This is a genomic window from Thiobacillus sp. SCN 63-57 (genome assembly GCF_001725555.1).
Taxonomy (GTDB): Bacteria; Pseudomonadota; Gammaproteobacteria; order Burkholderiales; family Thiobacillaceae; genus Thiobacillus.
In genome coordinates this window covers 35656-56768 of sequence record NZ_MEGP01000019.1, presented here as the reverse complement: position 1 = coordinate 56768, position 21113 = coordinate 35656, and the positions used below count along the sequence as shown (strand labels likewise).

Sequence of the window (21113 nt, the reverse complement as noted above, 5' to 3'; positions counted from 1 at the left end):
AATGCACGATCGAATGATCTGGAAAGGAAGAACGATGGCCACACCGGATATCCGCAACATTGCCGTATTTTGTGATTTCGAGAACGTGGCGATCGGCATCAAGGAAGCCAGCTATCCCGAGTTCAAGATTCGCCCGGTGCTCGAGCGCCTGTTGCTCAAGGGCAGCATCGTCGTGAAGAAGGCCTACTGCGACTGGGACCGCTACAAGGAATACAAGCGCGACATGCACGAGGCGGCCTTCGAACTGATCGAGATCCCGCATGTGCGGCAGTCGGGCAAGAACTCGGCGGACATCCGCATGGTGGTCGATGCGCTCGACCTTTGCTATACCAAATCGCACATCGATGCCTTTGTGATCATCAGCGGGGACTCGGATTTCTCGCCGCTGATTTCCAAACTGAAGGAGAACGGCAAGAGCGTGATCGGCATCGGGGTGCGCGGTTCGGCCTCGTCGCTGCTGATCGGCAACTGTGACGAGTTCATCTTTTACGAGGATCTGGCACAGATCAAGGCGCCGCCGAAAGCGCCTGCCAGAAAGCCGGCGCCGACAGTACCGGCCAAGGAAACGGTCGTCAGCACACCCAAGAATCCGACCCGACGGCGTACCCGGCCGACGGTGGAAAAACCGGTTGCGGCTGACGAAGGGCGGGCCGCAGGAATGGTCGAGCCGACTGCCGAGGACAAGAAGAACCAGGCGATCGAACTCGTGGTGGGTACGGTCGAGCAACTGGTGGCGGAGCGCGGCGGCGAGGGTTCCATCTCGGCGTCGCTGATCAAGAGCACCATCAAGCGGATCCGTCCGGGATTCAGCGAATCGGAATACGGCTACAGCGCATTTGGAAAAATCCTGGACGATGCGCACAAAAAAGGCGTACTGGTGGTGGACAAGAAGGAGGGGGGCGCCGTCATTGTCAGTCTGCCGCCCTCGCGGGGCTGAGGTATGAGCGGACGTTCCGGTCTTTTGCCGGAAGGAAAAACACTAAGCTGCGTCGGGATTGATGGGCCCCGATCATGAAGGCCACGCCGAGAACGACAACCCAGTCTGGCGGGTTTCACGGCTGAGGGCAGATTTGGAGCGAAACAGATGCTTTTTCCGTTGATCGACGAACTGGCCACGACCGACATCGTGAGCGTGCCGCCCCGCGTTGCAGTCCGCCATGCGTTGCAGAAGATGTCGCAGCACAAGGTGCGCAACGTGGTGGTGGAAGAGGAACCGGGCGGCTACGGGTTGCTGACTGCGTCCGATGTGGTGCGGCTCCGCTTCTCGCAGCTGGGGCTCGATACCACGATCGGCGACGCGGGCTACCACACCCTTCCCTACATCGCCAAGGGGAGCAATCTGCTGGATGTGATCGAGCTGTTCGACGACGCACATGGCTACGCGGCGGTGATCGACGAGTCGAACAAGCTGTTCGGCATCGTCTCGAACACCGATATTCTCGCCAGCCTCGATCCGCAGACCATGTTGCAGCGCCAACAATTGCGCGATCTGCTGCGTCGCCACGAGGTCAAGAAAATGCCGCATGACACGCCGATCGGCGACGTGCTGACCTGTCTGGTCGATCAGGACGATGCGGTGGTCGTGACCGAGCAGGGCGTGGGAGTCGGCATCGTGACGACGCGCGATGCCATCCGCCTGCTGCATGACGAGGTGGCGCTGATGGACCCGGTGCATGTACACATGTCCATTCCGCTCCGTACCGTGACCTGCGACCTGACCGTGGGCGAGGCGGTGGCGGCCATGCGCGACCTGAATTTCAAGCGGCTGGTGGTGGAAGACCCGCGAAGCCGGGAATTGATCGGCATCATCACCCAGCATGATCTCATCGGCGTGGCCTATAGCCGGTGGGCCGAGCTGATGCACCACCATGCGCGGGAGCTGCGCGAAATCATCCATGTGCTGGAAAACAAGACGGCACGATTGGAGAAAATCGCCGCGACCGACCCCCTGACCGGGATGGCCAACAGGACACGCTTCGAGGAATTGTTGCTCTCCGAACAGGAGCGGCACAGCCGCCTGCCCACGGTGCCGTTTTCGGTGCTCATCGTCGACATCGACCGTTTCAAGCAGGTCAACGACACCTGGGGGCACAACCAGGGCGATATCGTGCTGCGTGGGGTGGCGCAGCATATCCAGGGACAGTTGCGCCACATCGATACGCTGGCGAGATGGGGTGGGGAGGAGTTCGCGGTATTGCTGCCGCAGACCGATCTCGAAGCCGCCCATCTGGTTGCAGGCAGGATCTGCCGGTCGCTGGCACAAAACGTATTCGAGCGTGTGGGGCGCGTGACGGCCAGTTTCGGCGTCGCCATGTACCAGACGGGCGAATCCGCGTCGGCGCTACTCGGCCGCGCCGACGATGCGCTGTACCGCGCGAAGCGCAATGGCCGCAACCGCGTCGAGTAGGAATGAACAGACTCCTGTTGATCGCCGCGCTCGCAGTCGCCGCCTACTTCACGTTTGCCCCGGACCTCCATCCGTCGGGCGGCCGCGAGGCCACGGCTTCGCACGACGTGTCACAGGCGGAGCAAGATGGCAGCGATGCCGTCCTCGAACATGCATTCACGCATCACATCGGCAACCTGCAAGTGGCCGGACAGGGGACGGTGGTGAAGCAGCTGCCGGATGACGCCAGCGGCAGCCGGCATCAGCGTTTCATCCTGCGGCTGGCATCCGGCCGTACGCTGCTGATCGCGCACAACATCGATCTGGCGCCGCGCATCGAGACATTGCAAGCAGGGGATACGGTAGCCTTTTACGGCGAGTATGAATGGAACCCGAAGGGCGGCGTGATCCACTGGACGCACCACGACCCGCAGGGGCGCCATGCTTCCGGCTGGATCAAACACGGCGGGCAGATCTACCAGTAGGGGCCAGGCATGCCCGGCCCTGGAATTACCTGGAGTGGATGCCCAGATAGGCGGCCAGGTCGGTTTCGATCCGGACGAATTGTTCCACGTGGCAGACTTCGCGAATTTCCTCGGAAAGGGAGTGGGCGGCTGCAGCGTGGTGGCTGGGCGCAAGAAGGGGCAGGCTGACGCAGATGGCAACCTTGAGACGGGTGCGGGCGCGCAGCAGGCGCAAGAATTTCTCCCAGCGTCCGACGGGCCGCTCGGGCAGCCGAATGTCTGCGGTGGCGGGATGGATGCAGCGAGGGTATTCCCGGGACGTGTCGATGCAGCCCCCTTCCTGATAGATCCCTTTGGGATCGCGCAGCCGCAGCATGCGTTGCAGGATGTACGCCTTGTCTGCCGGGTCGTTCAGCGAGGCGCGGACCCGCGCCTCGACGAGGCCTTCGTCCATCTGCGGCTCGCCGTGTTCGTCAACGTAGACGCCATGCCGCCAGTGATAGATTTCCAGGCATTTCGTCGTCAGGCTGAACGGCTGGTCGCGTTTCCAGAAATTACTGAACAGGCCGTCTCCGAGATAGAACACCCATGAGCCTTCATAGCCGGTTACATCGGCGGAGCGTTCGTCGGGGTTGCGAAACCAGAGACGATCGCCCGGGACATAGTATTTCGGCGGCAACGGGGTTTCCATGGCGCCGTATTCATGCAGGAAAACATCGTGGAATTGCCCGGACATGATGGGCCGGCTCTCCCACTGGAGTTGCAAACGATGCAGCAATGCGGGGTTGCGGGCGGCCAGTTCCTGGGCCAGGCCCAGCAGAATGACGTATTCGGTCGCCCGATAGCAGGAAAACGCGTAGAGCTGGCCGGACACGTCGGGCTGGGTGGCCTTCACCAGACCTTCGATCAGCGATCGGCCCGGCAGGATGGTGAAGCCTTTGTCCTCGACGTAGGTCCAGTAATCCTCGGGGCGCTCGGCCTCGGTAGTGTGGAAATCGAGTGCCGTCCGGCGCGCGGCCTGGACGATGTTGCGGCGGATATGGATGGCCGACATGGCCTCGGCGGCACTGGGAAACACGAAGGCCACCGGTCCCAGCAGCATGGCCGCCAGGATTTCCCGCTCCAGGTCGCCGACGCGGGCCACAGGATCGAGATGGAGGTGCTCGGACAATCGGCTGGTGTCGAAGTCGGGCGCCCATGCCTGTGTGAGATTCGACGGCAGGTAGAAACGGAGGTCGAGGCCTTCCTGGCAGGTCTCGACCTGACCATCGAGTTCCAGCGAGGCGAGATAGGTGAGGAAATCGCGGCGAGCGACGGCCAGGTTGGCGGCATCCTGTACCTGGATCAGGATGCCGCCGCGGAAAACGTGGATGCGGGTCATGGGAAGTGCCGGCCTTGTTCGGGATTACATGAAGCGGTCGAGCAGCCGGCGACTGGTCTTGTCCAGTCTGGACAGGTCGCGGATCAGGTACTGCACGCCGTGACTGTCGCTGATGAGCAGGGCGGCTGCGCCGAGGCGGCGGATATCTTCCTCGCCCTTGAGAATGAAGCGGGTCTCGCCGCGGTCGGTCTCGACCGTCCAGGTGCTGGGCGTGGCGAACGTGGAGACCTGCCGCAGCCGGTGGATCTCCGGCATGAATTCGCGACTGGCCAGTTCGGCTTCGATCAGTTTTCGCGTCACGTCGGGCACGTCGTCCAGATGGTCGATCCAGGCCAGTTCGTGGCCGTCCGTGCCCATCAATGCAATGCCTTCCGCCGGCGCAGCGAGGGGGAAAGCACGCACGGGCTGCACGCCTGCATGCTCGCTGCCGTCAGGAGCCGTCAGCAGAAGCCGGCCATGCGGGTCGCGGGTGAGTTGGAAGGGAACGGGTGTCATGACGGGTCACTTCGGCATAGGGGGCTTGGCCTCGGCGCTGGCCGTGGGCAGTTCGTCCAGGTCGGTGTCGACGTTGCGGGCCTGGGCCTGGTATAGGCGGTAATAGTGACCTTCGCGCGCCATCAGGTCATCGTGGTTGCCGACTTCGACGATGCGGCCGCGATCCATGACGACCAGCCGGTCGGCCTGGCGCAGGGTGGACAGGCGGTGGGCGATGGCGATCGTGGTGCGACCGCGCACCAAGTTGTCGAGCGCCTTCTGGATTTCCTTCTCGGTCTCGGTGTCCACCGACGAGGTGGCCTCGTCGAGGATGAGAATGGGCGGGTCGATCAGCAGCGCCCGGGCGATCGAGATGCGCTGGCGCTCGCCGCCCGAGAGGCCCTGGCCACGTTCGCCCACCAGCGAGTCGTAGCCGTGCGGCAGGCGCAGGATGAATTCATGGGCATGCGCGGCGCGCGCGGCGGCGACGATTTCCGCGCGGCCGGCATCGGGCTTGCCGTAGGCGATGTTCTCGGCGATGGTGCCGAAGAACAGGAAAGGCTCCTGCAGGACGAGGCCGATGTGCCGCCGGTACTCCGCCACCGGCAGGGAACGGATGTCGACGCCATCGAGACGGATCGCGCCTTCCGACAGGTCGTAGAAGCGGCAGATGAGATTGACCAGGGTGCTCTTGCCCGAGCCGCTGTGGCCGACGAGGCCGATCATTTCCCCGGGCCGGATATCCAGGCTGAGGCCACGGATCACGCTGCGGTTGCCGTAGCGGAAGAACGCGTCGCGGATCTCGATGCGGCCCTGCACCTGGGGCAGATGCACCGGCCGGGCAGGCTCGGGAACGCTGGAGACGTGGTCAAGGATGTCGAAGATGCGCTTGGTGCCGGCCGCGGCCTTCTGCGTCACCGAGACGATGCGGCTCATCGAGTCGAGGCGGCTGTAGAAGCGGCTGATGTAGGCGAGGAAGGCGGTGAGCACGCCGACCGTGATCTGGTCGTGAGCGATCTGCCAGATGCCGAAGGCCCACACCACCAGCAGGCCGACCTCGGTGAGCAGGGTGACGGTGGGGGAGAAGAGCGACCAGGTCTTGTTGAGGCGGTCGTTGACGGCCAGGTTGTGGCGGTTGGCCTCGCGGAAGCGCTGCGCCTCGCGCTTTTCCTGGGCGAAGGCCTTGACCACGCGGATGCCGGGAATGGTGTCGGCCAGCACGTTGGTGACCTCCGACCAGACGCGGTCGATCTTCTCGAAGCCGGTGCGCAGCCGGTCGCGCACGACGTGGATCATCCAGACGATGAAGGGCAGTGGCAGCAGAGTGACGAGCGCGAGCGCCGGGTTGATCGAGAACAGGATCGCCGCCGTCATGACGATCATCAGCACGTCGGTCGCGAAATCGAGCAGATGCAGCGACAGGAAGACGCAGATGCGGTCGGTTTCCGAGCCGATGCGCGCCATCAGGTCGCCGGTGCGCTTGCCGCCGAAGTACTCCAGCGAGAGGCGCAGCAGGTGTTCGTAGGTGGTGGTGCGCAGGTCGGCGCCGATGCGTTCGCTCACCAGCGCGAGGATGTAGGTGCGGGCCCAGCCGAGTCCCCATGCCAGCAGGGCCGAGGCGAGCAGGCCGGCGAGCAGCAGGGCCACGACTCCGGTGTCGATCGGCTGGCCGTTCTGGTAGGGAATCAGTACCTTGTCCATCAGGGGCATGGTCAGGTAGGGCGGCACCAGCGTGGCGCCGGTGGCGGCCAGGGTCAGCAGGAATCCGGCCAGGAGCTGGCCCCGGTAGGGTCCGGCAAAGCGCCACAGCCGGAACAGGGTCCAGGTCGACGGCGCCTCGTGCAGTTCGCGGCTGCACAGGAGGCATTCCGACTGGTCGGGCGGCAGTGGCGTCCCGCAGGTGGGGCAGAGGCTTTCATCCGGGGCAGGCACCGGCTGGCCAGAGAGGTGGGCTGCCAATTCCGCCGTAAAACGGTCGGCCAGCCGCAACGCGGCCCCGTTATGCGCCAGCGTGAAGCGCCAGCTGGCCAGGCGCGAGCTCGTGTCGTGGAGTTCCAGTGTGCCCACGCCGGCATGGTCGTGATGCTGCAGGGACAGCCCTGGCCGCAACGGCCAGTCTGCCCAGCCGGTGTCGCCCGCCGACCGGGCCAATAGGCGCCGGTCGGTCAGGACCAGCCGGCCTGCGGCAAACGCCAGATGGGCGTCGAGATTGGGCTCCAGGGTGGCCACGACCGGCTCGCCGGGCGCAAGTTGCGCGTCCAGATCGGCTTGCCAGGCTGCAGCGGCGCCAGGGAGGGGAGGGGGTGTACGGGTCATGGATGAATGGCGTCGCCCCGGGGGAGGGCATACCCGCAGGCGCGGCAATAATTTTTTTTCATTTTTTCCTGTGTATCGGCATCCGACCAGCCCCCGGCAAAGCGGCGTTTATTGTATGCTGCGCGGCGTGGTTCCGTGTAACCTGAACGTAGCAAACAACCATCTTTTCCGGCGAAGCCCCAGCGTCCCGATCCGCCCTTCCATGCCTGCCGCATTTCACCTCATCGTCCGGTACGGACGTCGTGCGTCGTGAACAGAAAAACCATCGAATTCCTGCGCGTCATGCATCTGGACGGGCCGAATATCTGGACCTACCGGCCTGTGCTAGAGGCCTGGGTCGACATCGGCGATCTCGAGGATTCGCCCTCCAATACCCTTCCCGGGCTGTACGAGCGCCTGACCGGCTGGCTGCCCGGCCTGATCGAGCACCGCTGCGGCGTCGGCGAGCGCGGCGGTTTCCTGCTGCGCCTGCGCGAAGGAACCTGGCCGGCCCATATTCTCGAACACATCACGATCGAGCTGCAGAACCTGGCCGGCATGAAAGTCGGCTTTGGCAAGGCGCGCGAGACGGCCGAACGCGGCATCTACAAGATGGTGGTACGCACACGCAACGAACAGGTCGGCCGCGCCTGCCTGCAGGCGGGGCGCGACCTGCTGATGGCCGCCATCGAGGATCGCCCGTTTGATGTCGAGGGCACTGTGTCGCGTCTGCGCGATCTCGCAGACCGGCGCTGCCTGGGGCCGAGCACGGCCTGTATCGTCGATGGCGCGGCCAGCCGCCATATCCCGTCCATTCGCCTGACCGAAGGCAACCTGATCCAGCTGGGCTACGGTGCCCGTCAACGCCGCATCTGGACAGCTGAGACGGACATGACGGGCGCGATCGCAGAAAGCATCGCAAGCGACAAGGACTTGACCAAGCGCCTGCTGAAGTCCTGCGGGGTGCCCGTCCCGGACGGCCGTATTGTCGACAGCCTGGAAGATGCCTGGGACGCCGCGGAGGAGATCGGCCTGCCGGTCGCGATCAAGCCGGTGGACGGCAACCATGGCCGGGGCGTGTCCCTCGACCTCACCACCCGGGAGGATGTCGAACGGGCCTATCGGCTGGCCCTGGCGGAGGGAAGCGAGGTCATCGTCGAGCGCTATGTGCCGGGCAACGAGCACCGGCTGCTGGTGGTCGGCCCGCGCGTCGTCGCGGCGGCGCGCGGCGAGGCGGCCTGGGTGAAGGGCGATGGCCGCTCGACCATCGCCGAGCTGATCGACAGCCAGCTCAATACCGATCCACGGCGCGGCACGACGGAAGACTACCCGCTCAACCGGATCCTGATCGACGAAGACCTGGCGGTGGGCCTCGAACTGGCACGCCAGGGGATTGCGCCAACCGACGTCCCGTCAGCAGGGCAGACCATCCTGATCCAGCGCAATGGCAACGTCGCCTTCGACGTCACCGACACGCTCCACCCCGATGTGGTGGAAACGGCCGTCCTTGCCGCGCGGATGGTCGGACTCGACGTGGCGGGGATCGACATGGTGGCGGAAGACATTTCCCGGCCACTGGCAGAACAGGGCGGCGCCATCGTCGAAGTGAACGCGGGACCGGGACTGCTCATGCACCTCAAGCCCGCCGAAGGCACCCCGCGTCCGGTGGGCCGCGCCATCGTCGACCATCTGTTTCCCGATGGGGAGAGCGGCCGCATTCTCATCGTCGGCATCAGCGGTTCGCAGGGGGGCGCCTCCATCGCCCATGTGGTCGCCCAGCTGATTGCCTGTACCGGCAAGCGCACGGGTCTGGCCTGTCGTGACGGGCTTTATCTTGGGCTGCGCCAGGTCAAGCCGGGCAATTGTGCTAGTTGGCGTGCGGGCCGGCAGTTGCTGATGAACCGGGGCGTGGATGCCGCCGTCTTCGAGCACGATGCCCGTTCGATCCTCCAGGAGGGCTATGCTTATGACCGCTGCCAGGTCGGCGTGGTGACCGACCTGCAGAAGGATGCCTCGCTCGCGGAGTACTACATTCGCGAACCCGGACAGATGGTCACGGTCATGCGCACCCAGGTTGACTTGGTGCTGCCTGACGGGGTGGCGGTTCTGCATGCGGGCGACCCGGCCGTGGCCGAACTGGCCTCGCTGTGCGACGGGACGGTGCTGTTCTATGCCCTCGAGCCTGGGCTGCCGGTGATCGATGCGCACTGTGCAGGCGGCGGCCGGGCCCTGTTTCTCCGCGACAACCATGTGGTCGTCGCGGGCGCCACGGGCGAGACGCCGCTCTTCAGCCTGGCGGCCTTGCACCCAGCCATGAATGGAAAGCCGCTGCTCCAGCCCCTGTACGTTCTCGCTGCAGTGGGGGTGGCGCTGGCGCTTGATATTCCGCCGGAACTGATTCGTGCGGCAATGGATACCTGCGTGTCGTTGCCCACCCCTGCGATCCAGACCAACTACTAGGAATACGATCCGGCAGGGCGAGCCTGCCACGGGATACCCAACAGGAACGGCGTTCATGGAAATATCACGCATCCGGGCACTGCGCGGGCCCAATCTCTGGAGCCGACACACGGCCATCGAGGCACTGGCGCAGTGTGCGCCCGAGGAGCGGTTGATCGACTCGATCAACGGGTTCGAGGCGCGCTTGCGGGCGCGTTTTCCGGAAATTGGTCCGATGCGTCCGATCGGTCAGGAGGATGATATTTCCGTGGCGCATGCGCTGGCGTTTGCCGCGCTCGGCCTGCAGGCGCAGGCTGGCTGCCCGGTCAGTTTCTGCGTCACGTCGCCCACGGTCGAGGCGGGAATCTACCAGCTTGTCTTCGAATATACCGAGGAGGCAGTCGGACGACTTGCGCTCGAACTGGCCGAGTCGCTGTGCCGGGCCGCGCACGACGATACCCCGTTCGATCTGGAGGGCGCCCTGGCGCGCCTGCGGGAACTGGACGAAGACGTTCGCCTCGGTCCCAGTACCGGTGCAATCGTCCAGGCCGCCGTCGCGCGCGGCATTCCCTACCGGCGGCTGACGGCGAGCAGCCTGGTGCAGTTTGGCTGGGGAAGCCGCCAACGGCGTATCCAGGCTGCCGAGACGGATACGACCTGCGCCATTTCCGAGGCGATCGCCCAGGACAAGGATCTCACCAAGACGCTGCTGGAGGCTGCGGGCGTGCCGGTACCGCTCGGGCGGATCGTGACCGATGCCGAGGCAGGCTGGGCGGCCGCCTGCGAGATCGGTCTGCCGGTGGTGGTCAAGCCGCGCGACGGCAATCAGGGCAAAGGGGTGACGGTCAACATCCTGACGCGGGAACACTTCATGGCGGTCTATGGTGCCGCGGCGGCGATCAGCGAGGAAGTCCTGGTCGAGCGCTTCATTCCAGGCCATGACTACCGCCTGCTCGTGGTCGGCAACCGTCTGGTCGCCGCCGCTCGCCGCGAACCGCCGCATGTGATCGGCGATGCCGTCCATACCGTGCGCGAACTCGTCGCGCAGGTGAACAGCGACCCGCGCCGCGGCGAAGGCCATGCCACGTCCCTGACCAAAATCCGCCTCGACGATATCGCCATGGCCCGTCTGGCTGTGCACGGCCTGGATGCGGACTCGATCCCCGCCATGGGGGAGCGGGTCGTCCTGCGCAACAATGCCAATCTGAGCACGGGCGGCACGGCGACCGATGTGACCGACGATGTCCATCCCGACGTGGCGGCCCGCGCGGTGGAAGCCGCGCAGATGATCGGGTTGGACATCTGCGGCGTCGATGCGGTCTGCCAGACCGTGCACAAGCCGCTTGAAGAACAGGGCGGAGGGATCGTCGAGGTCAACGCGGCGCCGGGTCTGCGCATGCATCTCATGCCTTCCTATGGCAAGGGGCAGCCGGTGGGCGAGACCATCGTCTCGGCCTTGTTCCCGCCCGGCGAGGATGGACGCATTCCCGTCGTGGCGGTGACCGGCACCAACGGCAAGACCACGACCGTGCGCCTGATCGCCCATTTTCTGACGCTTGCCGGCAAGCGCGTCGGCATGACGGCGACGGACGGTGTGTATGTGCAGGGACGGCGCATCGACACCGGCGACTGCAGCGGCCCGAAAAGTGCACGCAACATCCTCATGCATCCGGATGTCGACGCGGCGGTGCTGGAGACTGCCCGCGGCGGGCTGTTACGCGAGGGTCTGGCGTTCGACCGCTGCAAGGTCGCGGTGGTGACGAATATCGGCATGGGCGACCATCTCGGCCTCAACTTCATCACCACGGTGGAGGATCTCGCCGTGCTCAAGCAGGTCGTGGTGCAGAACGTTGCACCGGATGGCATGGCAGTTCTCAATGCCTGCGATCCCAAATGCGTCGAGATGGCGATCCATTGTCCGGGATCGATCATCTTCTTCGCCGGCGAGTCACATCATCCCATCATCGCGGCCCATCGTGCACAGGGACATCGGGTGGTCTACCTGGACGGAGACTGCCTCGTGGCGGCGCTGGGCGACAGCGAGCAACGCCTGCCGCTGGCGGAGATCTCGCTGACGCGCGGCGGCACCATCCGTTTCCAGATCGAGAATGCGATGGCGGCCACGGCTGCCGCCTGGGCGCTGGAGCTGGACTGGGACCTCATCCGACGCGGCCTGCACAGTTTCGACAGTACGGCGCAGAACGTCCCGGGCCGCTTCAACCTGTTCGATTACCGTGGTGCCACGCTCATCGCCGACTATGGCCACAACCCCGATGCCATCCTCGCCCTCGTCAGGGCGGTGGACGCGCTGCCGGCGCAACGCCGGATCGTCGTGATCAGTGGTGCGGGCGACCGGCGGGACGAGGATATCCGCGAACAGACCCGTGCCCTGGGTGCGGCATTCGACGAGGCCATTCTCTATCAGGACCAGTGCCAGCGCGGGCGTGCCGAAGGCGAGGTGTTGGCTCTGCTGCGCGAAGGTCTGCGCGACGCCCCGCGCACGCGTGACATCACCGAAATCACCGGCGAATTTCTGGCCATCGATATCGCCCTGTCGCACTTGAAGCCGGGTGACCTGTGCCTGATTCTGATCGATCAGGTGGAGGAGGCTCTGGCCCATATCGCCCGGCGCATCGCCGAGTCCTGACAGGCGCGTCGCTGGCGCCGGATTCCCGCCCGGCGATGCTGGCCGCCCCGCTGAACTATTGCCGACCGCCCCCTATCCAAGTGGCTGCCCGCTCGTCATGGGCATCGACTTTGCTTGTGTCGAGGACAGGCATGCCGTTTCCCTGGAGGAGGTGGACACTTCATGAAAAACTCATGGAAAGACAGCATCTACCTGCAACGTGAAGAACTGGCCCGCATCCTGCGCGAGCCATTGGCGCAGTTGGCCGGGCATTGCGCACCGGCATGGGGCGATGGCGAGGCGCTGGATGCCGTTCTCGTCACGCACTTTGACGACATCCCGCATTGTTCTTTCCTTTATTGCGTCGGGGTCGATGGAGTTCAGGTCTGCAACAACGTCGGCCAGCATGGGGTCGAGCCAGGTTACCTCGGACGCGACCGCTCGCAACGTCCCTACATGAAGGAGGCGGTGCCGGTGTGGGGGTTTCTGCTCTCAGATGCCTACATCGGCCTGAACCGGCACCGCCCATCGCTGACTGCGCTGCAGGTCGTGAGCCGGGACAGCCGGACCCTGGGCTATCTCGGGGCCGACTTCGACTTGCGCAATCTGCCGGTGACGTCGGCGCTCTATGAGGAGCCCGGATATTGGCGGCAGGTGAAAGGCGATCCGGCGATCCGCGGCACCGTATTTCAGCAGTGCCGGGTGGAAAGTCCGATGGATGGCAATCTGGATCAGGCCCTGTCGATTCTCGAGGAATTGTTGACGCAACGCGGCATGTTTCAATGCCAGATTCATTTTTCCAGCAGCCAGGCGACGATCTGGACCGTGGACGATCCGTTCCGCTATCGCATTCTGGACGCGGATGCCCTGAGCGACCCGGATATCTGCCTGATCTATCCCTCGCGTCCGTATCCCGTCGATGCGACCATTCCGCCGGGCGACATCAACCGGATACTCGGTACGATGCAGGCCTTGCGGCTTACCGATCCGACTTTCTATCTGCGCATGGCCTCGATCAATATTTTCAACGGCATGGTGAGCGTGACGTTTTCATGCGATGGTTCCCACTACATGCCGCATGTGGAATTTCTGATGAAGGACACGTCGTTCTGGTTCTGATCCGGGCACAAAGACCAGCATGGACGTGCATGGGGCGCGATAATCGGGTCTCGAACGGGCGTTGAGCCCGAATGTTCCATAGGTTGGGAAAGGTCATCATGAACCGCAGGAAATTCCTTTGTGTGATCGGCTGCATGCTGGGGCTGGCAGCGCCAGCGATCGCGCAGACACTGGAACCCGCGCTGTCGACGCGGACGCTGGTTAATGTCGATCCACACGCGCATTACAAGGTGGTGTACGACATTCATTCCGCCGAGACGGCGGCCGGCATCAGCAAGGGACTGTTCTATGCGCGCGGCCTGATCGAAGCCTTCCGCAAGCAGGGCGTTACGCCGCGGCAGCTCGACATCCATCTGGTGCTGCATGGCGAAGCGGCGCAGTATCTGCTCATTGACACGACCTATCGCGATGTCGTCAACGACCCGTTCGCGGTCAATCTCAATGCGAAGATCACCCAGGATTTGCTGGATCTTGGCGTGAGCGTGGAAATCTGCCACAGCGTCATGAAATCGAAGGGCTGGACGGCCGACGATGTCCTGCCGGGGGTCACGATCGTTCACGACGGCTATACGCGCATCGTCAAGCTGCAGAACGACGGGTACGCCTATATCGGCGGATTTTGAACGGGCCGGGTGCCTGTATCCTGGATGCCTGAAATACTTACACCATGCTTGATATCGCCGCCATCTGTCTGGTCATCACCGCGCTGCTGTCGTACCTGAACCATCGTTTCATCGGCCTGCCCACGACCATCGGCGTGATGGCGGCCGCGCTGGCGCTGTCCCTGGTGCTCATCGGCCTGGATGCGGTGGGTGTGGCACATGGATTGCGCGCCTACGAGGAATCGCTGCTGCGCTCGATCGATTTCTCGGACGTGCTCATGCAGGGCATGCTGTCGCTGTTGCTGTTCGCCGGCGCGCTGCATGTCGATCTGAGCGAACTCAAGGCCTACCGCTGGCAGGTCGGAGCGCTGGCCGTGCTGGGGACGCTGTTGTCGACGCTGGCAGTGGGTATCGGCATGTGGCTGGTGCTGCCACTGATCGGGCTGGATTTGCCGCTGATGTACTGCCTGCTTTTCGGCGCGCTGATTTCCCCGACCGACCCGATCGCGGTGATGGGTATTCTCAAATCGGCCAATGCGCCGAAAGAACTGGAGCTGGTGATTGCGGGCGAGTCGCTGTTCAACGATGGGGTGGGTGTGGTGATCTTCTCGCTGCTCCTGGGCATGCTGGCGAGCGGCGTCGCACCGACCCCGGGACAGGGTCTCGAATTGCTGCTGCACGAAGCGGGTGGGGGACTGCTGTTCGGCTGGGTGCTGGGCTATGTGACGTTCCGCCTGTTGAAGAGCGTGGACAACTACCAGGTCGAAGTGCTGCTGACGCTGGCCGCCGTGACGGGCGGCTATACGCTGGCCAGTGCATTGCACGTGTCCGGACCGCTGGCCATGGTGGTTGCCGGGCTGATGATCGGCAATCATGGCCGTGCGCTGGCCATGTCGGATACGACGCGCGGCTACCTGGACATGTTCTGGGAGCTGCTCGACGAGATGCTGAATGCAGCCCTGTTCGTCCTGATGGGCATGGAGGTGTTGCTGGTGGCATTTTCGCTCCATGAACTGGTCGCCGCGGCGGTGGCGGTAGGCGTGACGCTGACCGCGCGGCTGTTGACGGTCGGTCTGCCGGTGCGCCTGCTTCCGCGCGCCTTCAATTTGCCGGCGGGCTCCTGGAAGGTATTGACCTGGGGCGGCCTGCGCGGCGGGATTTCCGTCGCGCTTGCGCTCTCGCTGCCTGCAGGCCCGGAGCGCGACACCGTCGTCGCGCTCACGTATGGCGTCGTGGTGTTCTCGATTCTCGCGCAGGGGCTGTCGATCGGCGCGGTTACCCGAAGGGCGATTCGGTGCCGCTGACGCGTAGTTTTCAGGGACGTTCCGGCGTGCAAATCAGGCGAATCCGGGGTCGGATTCGGCGTCGTCCCGTTCCGGCTTGAAACCGGCCGCCGAGACACACCCCAGGCAGGTAGGTTAATATCGGTCCGTCATGGCTTGGCCCCGTCCCCGATTCCCCTACGTTCAAAAACGCCACCGCGTCGGCCTGCTTTCGCTGCGGTTGTGGTTGCGCCACATGCTTTTCTGGAGCGGGGCGGTCGTCGTCGGCTTGGCGGCCACGGCGTTCGCCCTGAGTAGTGATTATGCGCATACGCTGTTCCGCGTGGTCGTGGCGGCGTCCCCCTGGCTGCCCTTCCTGGTCACGCCCCTGACGCTCGCCGGCGTGGCTGCGCTGACGCAGCGTTATTTCAAGGGAGCGGAAGGCAGCGGCATCCCGCAGACGATCGCGGCCATCCGCATGTCCGAAGGCAGTAATCGCGACGCGGTGCTGTCCCTGCGCGTGGCCATCGGCAAGATGTTCCTGACCTGCATCAGCCTGGCGGGCGGCGCCAGCGTGGGCCGTGAAGGTCCTACTGTCCAGGTGGGCGCGGCGCTGCTGTACAACCTGCGCTGGCTGGTCCGTTTCCCGCGGCATCTGATGGAGCGTGGCCTGATCGTTGCCGGCGGTGGCGCCGGCGTGGCGGCGGCCTTCAACACGCCGCTCGCGGGGATCGTGTTCGCCATCGAGGAAATGGCCCGGTCGTTCGAGGAGCGCTCCAGCGGCACCCTGGTCACGGCAGTCATCATTGCCGGCCTCGCCGCAGTCTATGTGCAGGGCAACTACACGTATTTCGGTGCGACCAATTCCACGCTCGCCGGCGCGTCCGGCTGGTTCGGCGTGTTGTTGTGCGGGTTGGCTGGCGGCCTGCTGGGCGGGGGATTCAGCCGACTGTTGCTGGCCTTCTCGACGCATGGCCTGCCGGGCCGGGCGGGCGTGTTCGTTCGTACCCACCCCGTGAAGTTTGCCGCGCTCTGCGGTCTGGCATTGGCGCTGATCGGCTTCGCATCCGGCAGCGCCGTGTACGGCAGCGGCTACGTGGAGGCCAAGCGTCTGATCGAAGGCACGGGAACCGTGTCGGCGGGATACGGGATATGGAAAATGCTGGCAACGTTCGTGTCGTTCGTCAGCGGTATTCCCGGCGGATTGTTCGCGCCCAGCCTGTCGGCCGGCGCGGGAATCGGTCAGGTCGTGGCGGGCATGCTTGGCCAGGCGGATGCCGGTGCATTGATCGTGATCGGCATGGCGGCCTATTTCGCCGGCGTGGTCCAGGCACCCATCACCGCGTTCGTCATCGTGATGGAAATGACCGGCAACCACGACATGGTGGTGCCCCTGATGCTGTCCACGCTGTTGGCCACCGCCGTGTCGCGGGTTGTGTGCCCACGGCCGCTGTACAAGGCCCTGGCGAGCAACTATCTGGCGCGCGTACGACCGCCTGCCTGAGACGTTTGCTGAGGGGAAGCCCAACGCAGCGCAGATCCTGTGACGACCCCCTGGAGTATCCATGAAAATCCTGACCGCCTTGTTGCTGGGCCTGATGCTGACGATGTCAGGCTGCAGCAAGCTCACGCTGGAGAATTACAACAAGATCGCCATGGGCATGCCGTATGACGAGGTCGTCCGGTTGATCGGGCCGCCCGATCGATGCGACGATGTGATGGGCGTGCGCAGCTGCCAGTGGGGCGACGAGAAACATTCCGTCCATGTGAATTTTCTTGCAGGCCAGGTGCTGTTGTTCTCGTCCAGCAATCTGAAATGAGTTCACCAACGCCCGCGGCCACCGCGGGCATGGCCAGCGTGCCTATGCTGCAAGCGACAGGGCGTCTCGCCCCCGCCTCTCCGAAGGACATGAGCGAATCCATCAAATCCTCCGTGCTGCGCCTGAACGACCTGTTGCCCCTGAAGGCGCGCCAGGACCGCCACGTGCCGGCATTCAGAGCTTTGCATCGCGCAGTGATCGTGTCTTTGGTCGTACGTGGACGCCCGCTTTCCCGGGCGGAGATCGCTGCCCAGGTGGGCGACATGCAGGTCGAAGCGGCACTTGCCCGGCTGGGAAACGATGATCTCGTGGTGTTGTCAGCAGACCGACGAAATATCCTCGGAGCCTATCCCGTCACGTCGGAAGTCACGCCGCATGCACTCGAGGTCAATGGACACTCGATTCATGCCATGTGCGCGCTCGACGCGCTTGCGGTCAGCCCCTTGTTTGATTGTCCGGTAAGCATCCGTTCGCATTGCCGGGTGACGGGGGATGCGATCACGATCAGGCAGCACGGCGAGCGCATCGTGGACGCCAGCCCGGCCAGGGTGCAGGTGGGGGTGCGCTGGCAGGCGCCTTCGGGCGACAGCGCTGCGCACAGCCTGTGTACCGAGATGGTCTTCCTGAAAGACGTTGACGTCGCCGTCCAATGGCATGGGGGCGACGGGCATAACCATAGCCTATACACGCTGGAACAGGCTGTGGCATTTGGCGTGGATTATTTCAGGCCGTTGCTCTACGCGACGGCTGCGGATGCGTAGACCCTCAAGGGATGGCAGACGGCGCCGATAGACAATATGAGACGTCTCGAATTGTCTGCATGAGGTGAAGCGCGTTTCTCCTGCCGCCCGTCGGTTTTTCGTGTAGGCCTCACTACAATGCATTCATGCCGGACCAAAGGGGAGGATGATGGCGCTGCAACCCGCAAGCTTGACTGACTGGCTCGCTTTTCTGGGACGGGCCGATATCCCCGTGCTGAAGCGCACCGCGCGCGAGCTGGAACGGCTGCGCGAGGACGAGGTTCAACTCAACGCGCGCGCGGTTGCCGACGTGGTCACCGACGACCCGCTGATGACGGTCAAACTGTTGCGCTACATGCAGACGCACAAGCGCCGAAACCAGACCCACGAGCTGGTCGACGTGAAACAGGCGCTGCTCATGATGGGCCTGGATACGTTTTTCCGTGAAGTGCCGGCGATGCCGATCGCGGAAGAAATGCTGAAGGAGCACCGTGCCGCGCTGGTGTATCTGCTGCGCACGGTCAGGCGGGCGCAGCGTTCGGCGTACTACGCCTTCGACTGGGCACTGCGCCTGCACGACATGCATGCGGAAGAGGTGCAGGTCTCCGCGCTGCTCACCCATGTGTCCGAAATGCTGATGTGGTGTTTCAGTCCCGAGCGGATGCTCGAAATCCAGAAATTGCAGGCGACCGACCACGCCATGCGCAGTGCCGACGCGCAGACGCTGGTACTGGGCTTTGCCGGCCTGGAGTTGCAGCGCCAGCTGACCATTGCATGGCGCCTGCCCGAATTGCTGAGGAACCTGATGGATCCGGCGCTGGCGCAATCGACCCGTGTGCGCAATGTCATGCTGGCGGTCAATCTGGCCCGACATTCTGCCCATGGCTGGCACGATGCGGCCTTGCCGGACGATTTCGACGAAATCGCCGCGCTGCTGCATATGGATCCGAACAAGGTGATGGCGTTGGTGAAGGCCGGCCCCGCGATTGCCTGAATCAGGCCTTTTACCGGGCGGCGAGGCTAGGCCAGCTTGGGCATGACGGTTTTTTCCAGCCGGGTGGCAAGCTGGGCGATGGCCTGTCCTGCCGGGCATCCGGGGGCGTTTTGCATCAGCAGCTGGCGCCGCATCACGGCCTGGCGGACCTCGGGATCGACCGGAATGTCCCCCATGTGAATCAGGTGGACGGGATGACCGGTCACGGTCGTGACGAAACGATCAAGGACATGCTGCAGCTGGTGGGTGATCGGCAGCCCTGCGCCTGGACGGGAAGCCTGGTTGACGACGATGCGCACGGTTTGCCGCTGTTGTTGCCCCACCAGCACCTTGATGGTGGCGTAGGCATCGGTGAGCGAGGTCGGTTCGGGGGTGGCGACCATCAGGACCTCGGAGGCCAGTGAGACGGCAAACAGCACCACATCCGAGATCCCGGCGCCGGTATCCAGCAATACGATGTCGTAATTCGGCACCAGGCTACCCATGATGCGCAGGAATTCGTTGCGTACCTCGGGGGTGAGCCGCGAATATTCGACCAGGCCGGAACCTGCCAGCAGGACCGAAAACCCGCCCGGTGCCTGCAGAACGGCTTCTTCCAGCTTGGCCTTGCCGGTGAACACGTCGTGCAAGGTGATCTTGGGATAGAGATTGAGCACCACGTCGAGGTTGGCGAGCCCAAGGTCGGCGTCGAGCACCAGGACCTTGTTCCCGCGCTGGGCCAGGGCGGCGGCGAGATTGGCCGAGATGAAGGTCTTGCCGACGCCGCCTTTCCCGCTGGTGACGGCGATGACCTTGCCAAGCGGCTTGAGCGGGAGACGGCTTGTGTCCTGGTTGTCGGAGAGAGCGGGTGTGAGCAGGTCGTTCATGCGTTGACTCGATGGGTGGAATGGCCCCCGGGACCTGCACCATCAGGTGCGCTGTCTGGCGTCGTCGCGGCCTGGTCCATGACGAAATGACCGAACAGCAAGCCTTTTTCCTCGGCGCTGACCGAAATCTCATGCGGCAAATCGAGAAACACCTGGTTGCGTCCGTCGGCCTTGGCGCGATAGAGCTGCTGGTCGGCGCGCTCGATCCATAAATCGGTGGTGGAGCGCACCCATTCCGGCGCATAGGCGCCGCCAATACTGACCGTGACATGCAGGTTGACCAGCGGTGTCGCCGGGATGGACAGCGACTCGATCGTGCGGCGCACACGCTCGGCAACGGCGCGCCCGCAGTTGGGTCGGCAGTTGGGCAGGATCATGGCAAACTCCTCGCCGCCATAGCGCACGACCGTGTCCATCGGCCGCACACAGTGGCCCAGGCAGGCAGCGACGGCCTGCAATACCTGGTCGCCGGCCAGATGGCCATGGGTATCGTTGATGTGCTTGAAGTGGTCGATGTCGAGCAGCAGCAGCAGGATGGATTCACCGGATCGGGCCACCACCTCGATTGCGCGTTCCAGCGTCGCGATGAAGTGCCTTCGGTTGCCCAGGCCTGTCAGGGGATCCTTGAGCGAGAGTTCGCACAGTCCATTGATCACGCGCTGCAGATAGGCGAGCGGCGGTTCGTCGCTTGCCTGGCCGCTGTCTTGTCCGGCATGCTCCAGCAATGCACGCGCGTCATCCAGTTGCAAATCCTGCAGGTCGATCAGCGATGGATGGGATGTGGAAGCCACAGAAGGGGTTCTATACTCGGCGTCAGAATCGTGCAAAGGATCAGATAAAGAAAACCCGACTGCATGTGGCGCGAAGTATGTGTCTATTTGTGCGTTTGATCAAGCACTTGGCGGACGCGGCGAGAGAAGTGCTGGCCAGTCGACGTAGGCGTGTAGCCGATCTGCATGGCAGCAGGTATTGCGCGGCCTTTCCGGGGAACGGACAGGGAGGCAAGCAACCGGCAAATGGGCGTTACGGTTGGTTTCCCGTCAAGCGGCGAACGGGAACGATGTGCGGTACATCCCGCCTCAGGCCACGCTGCCGAAGCTGGGATCCGTGGCGATATAAGGCGCTTTGAGGCCGGCTATGCGGCAACTTTGCGCGATCGGCCCGCCGGGAAACAAGGTATACAGGTATTTCACGCCGCCTTGCCGATGGAAGCGCTCGTCCAGGGCATCATGCAGATCGCGCAGATTGATGACGGTGTCGTCGGCGTGTTGTGCGTAATAGTGCTGGAGGGCGCGAATCACGTTCCAGTGATCTTCGGTGAGTATCAGGCCTTCCTCGCGGGCAATGTTCATTGCGTCGTCCCGGGTCCATTCCATCGGGGCGTCTGGAAAATTGGGATTGGGTTTGGACTCCCGGATCAGATGATTGATGTCGGCTGATTCGTGCAGCATGATCTTCTCCTTCGAGGGCTTGCAGGATGTCCTTTTAAAGTAGGACAGGCCTCCTTTGGATACAAGGCGCGTTTCGACCGGGTGGTTTCGCATGGGAATGTCTGAGGTAATCGTGATGCCACGCCTCCCAGACACCCATAAAAAACCATGCCCTTCAGGGCATGGTCTCGTTGGCAGGCTGCGGTGATTCGCGC

General features: G+C 63.9%; 18 protein-coding genes. 12 read left to right on the top strand and 6 right to left on the bottom strand.

Annotation, left to right across the window (positions count from 1 at the left end; all coding sequences use genetic code 11):
* The first annotated feature begins 34 nt into the window (after positions 1–34).
* The 3 genes from ABT23_RS08405 (at position 35) to ABT23_RS08395 (ending at position 2871) form a co-directional block, all read left to right on the top strand.
* Positions 35–937, top strand: coding sequence for an NYN domain-containing protein (locus ABT23_RS08405; protein ID WP_296633611.1), 903 nt, complete (start codon positions 35–37; stop codon positions 935–937).
* A 147-nt stretch (positions 938–1084) separates the two neighbouring features.
* Positions 1085–2407 carry a diguanylate cyclase gene (locus tag ABT23_RS08400; protein ID WP_296633609.1) on the top strand — a complete coding sequence of 441 codons (1323 nt, stop codon included), beginning with the start codon at positions 1085–1087 and terminating at the stop codon, positions 2405–2407.
* 2 nt (positions 2408–2409) lie between these two features.
* Positions 2410–2871 carry a DUF3465 domain-containing protein gene (locus ABT23_RS08395; RefSeq protein WP_296633607.1) on the top strand — a complete coding sequence of 154 codons (462 nt, stop codon included), beginning with the start codon at positions 2410–2412 and terminating at the stop codon, positions 2869–2871.
* A gap of 25 nt (positions 2872–2896) precedes the next feature.
* Here ABT23_RS08395 and ABT23_RS08390 read toward each other — a convergent pair whose 3' ends face one another.
* From ABT23_RS08390 to ABT23_RS08380, 3 genes are read right to left on the bottom strand one after another with little or no spacing between them, the layout of a single operon-like run.
* A complete protein-coding gene (locus ABT23_RS08390) occupies positions 2897–4231 on the bottom strand; it encodes a hypothetical protein (protein WP_296633605.1) in 1335 nt (444 codons plus the stop codon).
* 24 nt (positions 4232–4255) lie between these two features.
* Positions 4256–4726 (bottom strand): DUF1854 domain-containing protein, encoded by a 471-nt coding sequence (locus ABT23_RS08385; RefSeq protein ID WP_296633604.1) that lies wholly within the window; start codon positions 4724–4726, stop codon positions 4256–4258.
* 6 nt (positions 4727–4732) lie between these two features.
* Entirely contained in the window at positions 4733–7021 is a 2289-nt protein-coding gene (locus ABT23_RS08380; protein WP_296633602.1) for an ABC transporter ATP-binding protein, read from the bottom strand.
* Positions 7022–7270: 249 nt separating this feature from the next.
* On the opposite strand from ABT23_RS08380, the gene cphA (ABT23_RS08375) reads away from it, so the two are divergent.
* The 9 genes from cphA (ABT23_RS08375) (at position 7271) to ABT23_RS08335 (ending at position 18602) form a co-directional block, all read left to right on the top strand.
* Positions 7271–9460: a cyanophycin synthetase gene (gene cphA / locus ABT23_RS08375; RefSeq protein WP_296633601.1), complete on the top strand. Its 2190-nt coding sequence runs from the start codon at positions 7271–7273 to the stop codon at positions 9458–9460.
* A 55-nt stretch (positions 9461–9515) separates the two neighbouring features.
* Positions 9516–12086, top strand: a complete 2571-nt coding sequence (cphA, locus tag ABT23_RS08370) for a cyanophycin synthetase (protein WP_296633598.1) — start codon at positions 9516–9518, stop codon at positions 12084–12086.
* Between the two features lie 162 nt (positions 12087–12248).
* Complete coding sequence (locus tag ABT23_RS08365; protein ID WP_296633597.1) at positions 12249–13184, top strand: hypothetical protein; 936 nt, start codon at positions 12249–12251, stop codon at positions 13182–13184.
* Between the two features lie 98 nt (positions 13185–13282).
* Positions 13283–13807: a DsrE family protein gene (locus tag ABT23_RS08360; RefSeq protein WP_296633594.1), complete on the top strand. Its 525-nt coding sequence runs from the start codon at positions 13283–13285 to the stop codon at positions 13805–13807.
* A gap of 44 nt (positions 13808–13851) precedes the next feature.
* Positions 13852–15090, top strand: a complete 1239-nt coding sequence (locus ABT23_RS08355; protein ID WP_296633592.1) for a sodium:proton antiporter — start codon at positions 13852–13854, stop codon at positions 15088–15090.
* 214 nt (positions 15091–15304) lie between these two features.
* The gene (locus ABT23_RS08350) at positions 15305–16552 is read left to right on the top strand and encodes a chloride channel protein (protein WP_296633589.1); all 1248 of its coding nucleotides are present in this window, start codon (positions 15305–15307) and stop codon (positions 16550–16552) included.
* 61 nt (positions 16553–16613) lie between these two features.
* Positions 16614–16868, top strand: coding sequence for a hypothetical protein (locus tag ABT23_RS08345; protein WP_296633587.1), 255 nt, complete (start codon positions 16614–16616; stop codon positions 16866–16868).
* The gene (locus ABT23_RS08340; RefSeq protein WP_296633584.1) at positions 16865–17629 is read left to right on the top strand and encodes an alkylmercury lyase family protein; all 765 of its coding nucleotides are present in this window, start codon (positions 16865–16867) and stop codon (positions 17627–17629) included. Before ABT23_RS08345 ends, ABT23_RS08340 begins: the two co-directional genes overlap by 4 nt.
* 145 nt (positions 17630–17774) lie before the next feature.
* Positions 17775–18602: an HDOD domain-containing protein gene (locus ABT23_RS08335; RefSeq protein ID WP_296633581.1), complete on the top strand. Its 828-nt coding sequence runs from the start codon at positions 17775–17777 to the stop codon at positions 18600–18602.
* 26 nt (positions 18603–18628) lie between these two features.
* Here the strand turns inward: ABT23_RS08335 and ABT23_RS08330 are convergent, their stop codons facing one another.
* From ABT23_RS08330 to ABT23_RS08320, 3 genes are all read right to left on the bottom strand, one after another.
* Positions 18629–19468, bottom strand: a complete 840-nt coding sequence (locus ABT23_RS08330; RefSeq protein WP_296633579.1) for a MinD/ParA family protein — start codon at positions 19466–19468, stop codon at positions 18629–18631.
* Positions 19465–20259 (bottom strand): GGDEF domain-containing protein, encoded by a 795-nt coding sequence (locus tag ABT23_RS08325; RefSeq protein WP_296633577.1) that lies wholly within the window; start codon positions 20257–20259, stop codon positions 19465–19467. Before ABT23_RS08325 ends, ABT23_RS08330 begins: the two co-directional genes overlap by 4 nt.
* A 288-nt stretch (positions 20260–20547) precedes the next feature.
* Positions 20548–20919, bottom strand: coding sequence for a TusE/DsrC/DsvC family sulfur relay protein (locus ABT23_RS08320; protein WP_296633574.1), 372 nt, complete (start codon positions 20917–20919; stop codon positions 20548–20550).
* Between the last annotated feature and the right edge of the window lie 194 nt (positions 20920–21113).

Bases quoted from the DNA above. Each gene is read 5' to 3' on its own strand.
- ABT23_RS08395 (WP_296633607.1), top strand. From the start codon at position 2,410: ATGAACAGACTCCTGTTGATCGCCGCGCTCGCAGTCGCCGCCTACTTC.
- ABT23_RS08390 (WP_296633605.1), bottom strand. From the start codon at position 4,231: ATGACCCGCATCCACGTTTTCCGCGGCGGCATCCTGATCCAGGTACAG.
- ABT23_RS08335 (WP_296633581.1), top strand. From the start codon at position 17,775: ATGATGGCGCTGCAACCCGCAAGCTTGACTGACTGGCTCGCTTTTCTG.
- ABT23_RS08350 (WP_296633589.1), top strand. From the start codon at position 15,305: ATGCTTTTCTGGAGCGGGGCGGTCGTCGTCGGCTTGGCGGCCACGGCG.
- ABT23_RS08405 (WP_296633611.1), top strand. From the start codon at position 35: ATGGCCACACCGGATATCCGCAACATTGCCGTATTTTGTGATTTCGAG.
- ABT23_RS08330 (WP_296633579.1), bottom strand. From the start codon at position 19,468: ATGAACGACCTGCTCACACCCGCTCTCTCCGACAACCAGGACACAAGC.
- ABT23_RS08340 (WP_296633584.1), top strand. From the start codon at position 16,865: ATGAGTTCACCAACGCCCGCGGCCACCGCGGGCATGGCCAGCGTGCCT.
- ABT23_RS08320 (WP_296633574.1), bottom strand. From the start codon at position 20,919: ATGCTGCACGAATCAGCCGACATCAATCATCTGATCCGGGAGTCCAAA.
- cphA (WP_296633598.1), top strand. From the start codon at position 9,516: ATGGAAATATCACGCATCCGGGCACTGCGCGGGCCCAATCTCTGGAGC.
- ABT23_RS08385 (WP_296633604.1), bottom strand. From the start codon at position 4,726: ATGACACCCGTTCCCTTCCAACTCACCCGCGACCCGCATGGCCGGCTT.
- ABT23_RS08365 (WP_296633597.1), top strand. From the start codon at position 12,249: ATGAAAAACTCATGGAAAGACAGCATCTACCTGCAACGTGAAGAACTG.
- ABT23_RS08345 (WP_296633587.1), top strand. From the start codon at position 16,614: ATGAAAATCCTGACCGCCTTGTTGCTGGGCCTGATGCTGACGATGTCA.
- ABT23_RS08400 (WP_296633609.1), top strand. From the start codon at position 1,085: ATGCTTTTTCCGTTGATCGACGAACTGGCCACGACCGACATCGTGAGC.
- ABT23_RS08360 (WP_296633594.1), top strand. From the start codon at position 13,283: ATGAACCGCAGGAAATTCCTTTGTGTGATCGGCTGCATGCTGGGGCTG.
- ABT23_RS08380 (WP_296633602.1), bottom strand. From the start codon at position 7,021: ATGACCCGTACACCCCCTCCCCTCCCTGGCGCCGCTGCAGCCTGGCAA.
- ABT23_RS08355 (WP_296633592.1), top strand. From the start codon at position 13,852: ATGCTTGATATCGCCGCCATCTGTCTGGTCATCACCGCGCTGCTGTCG.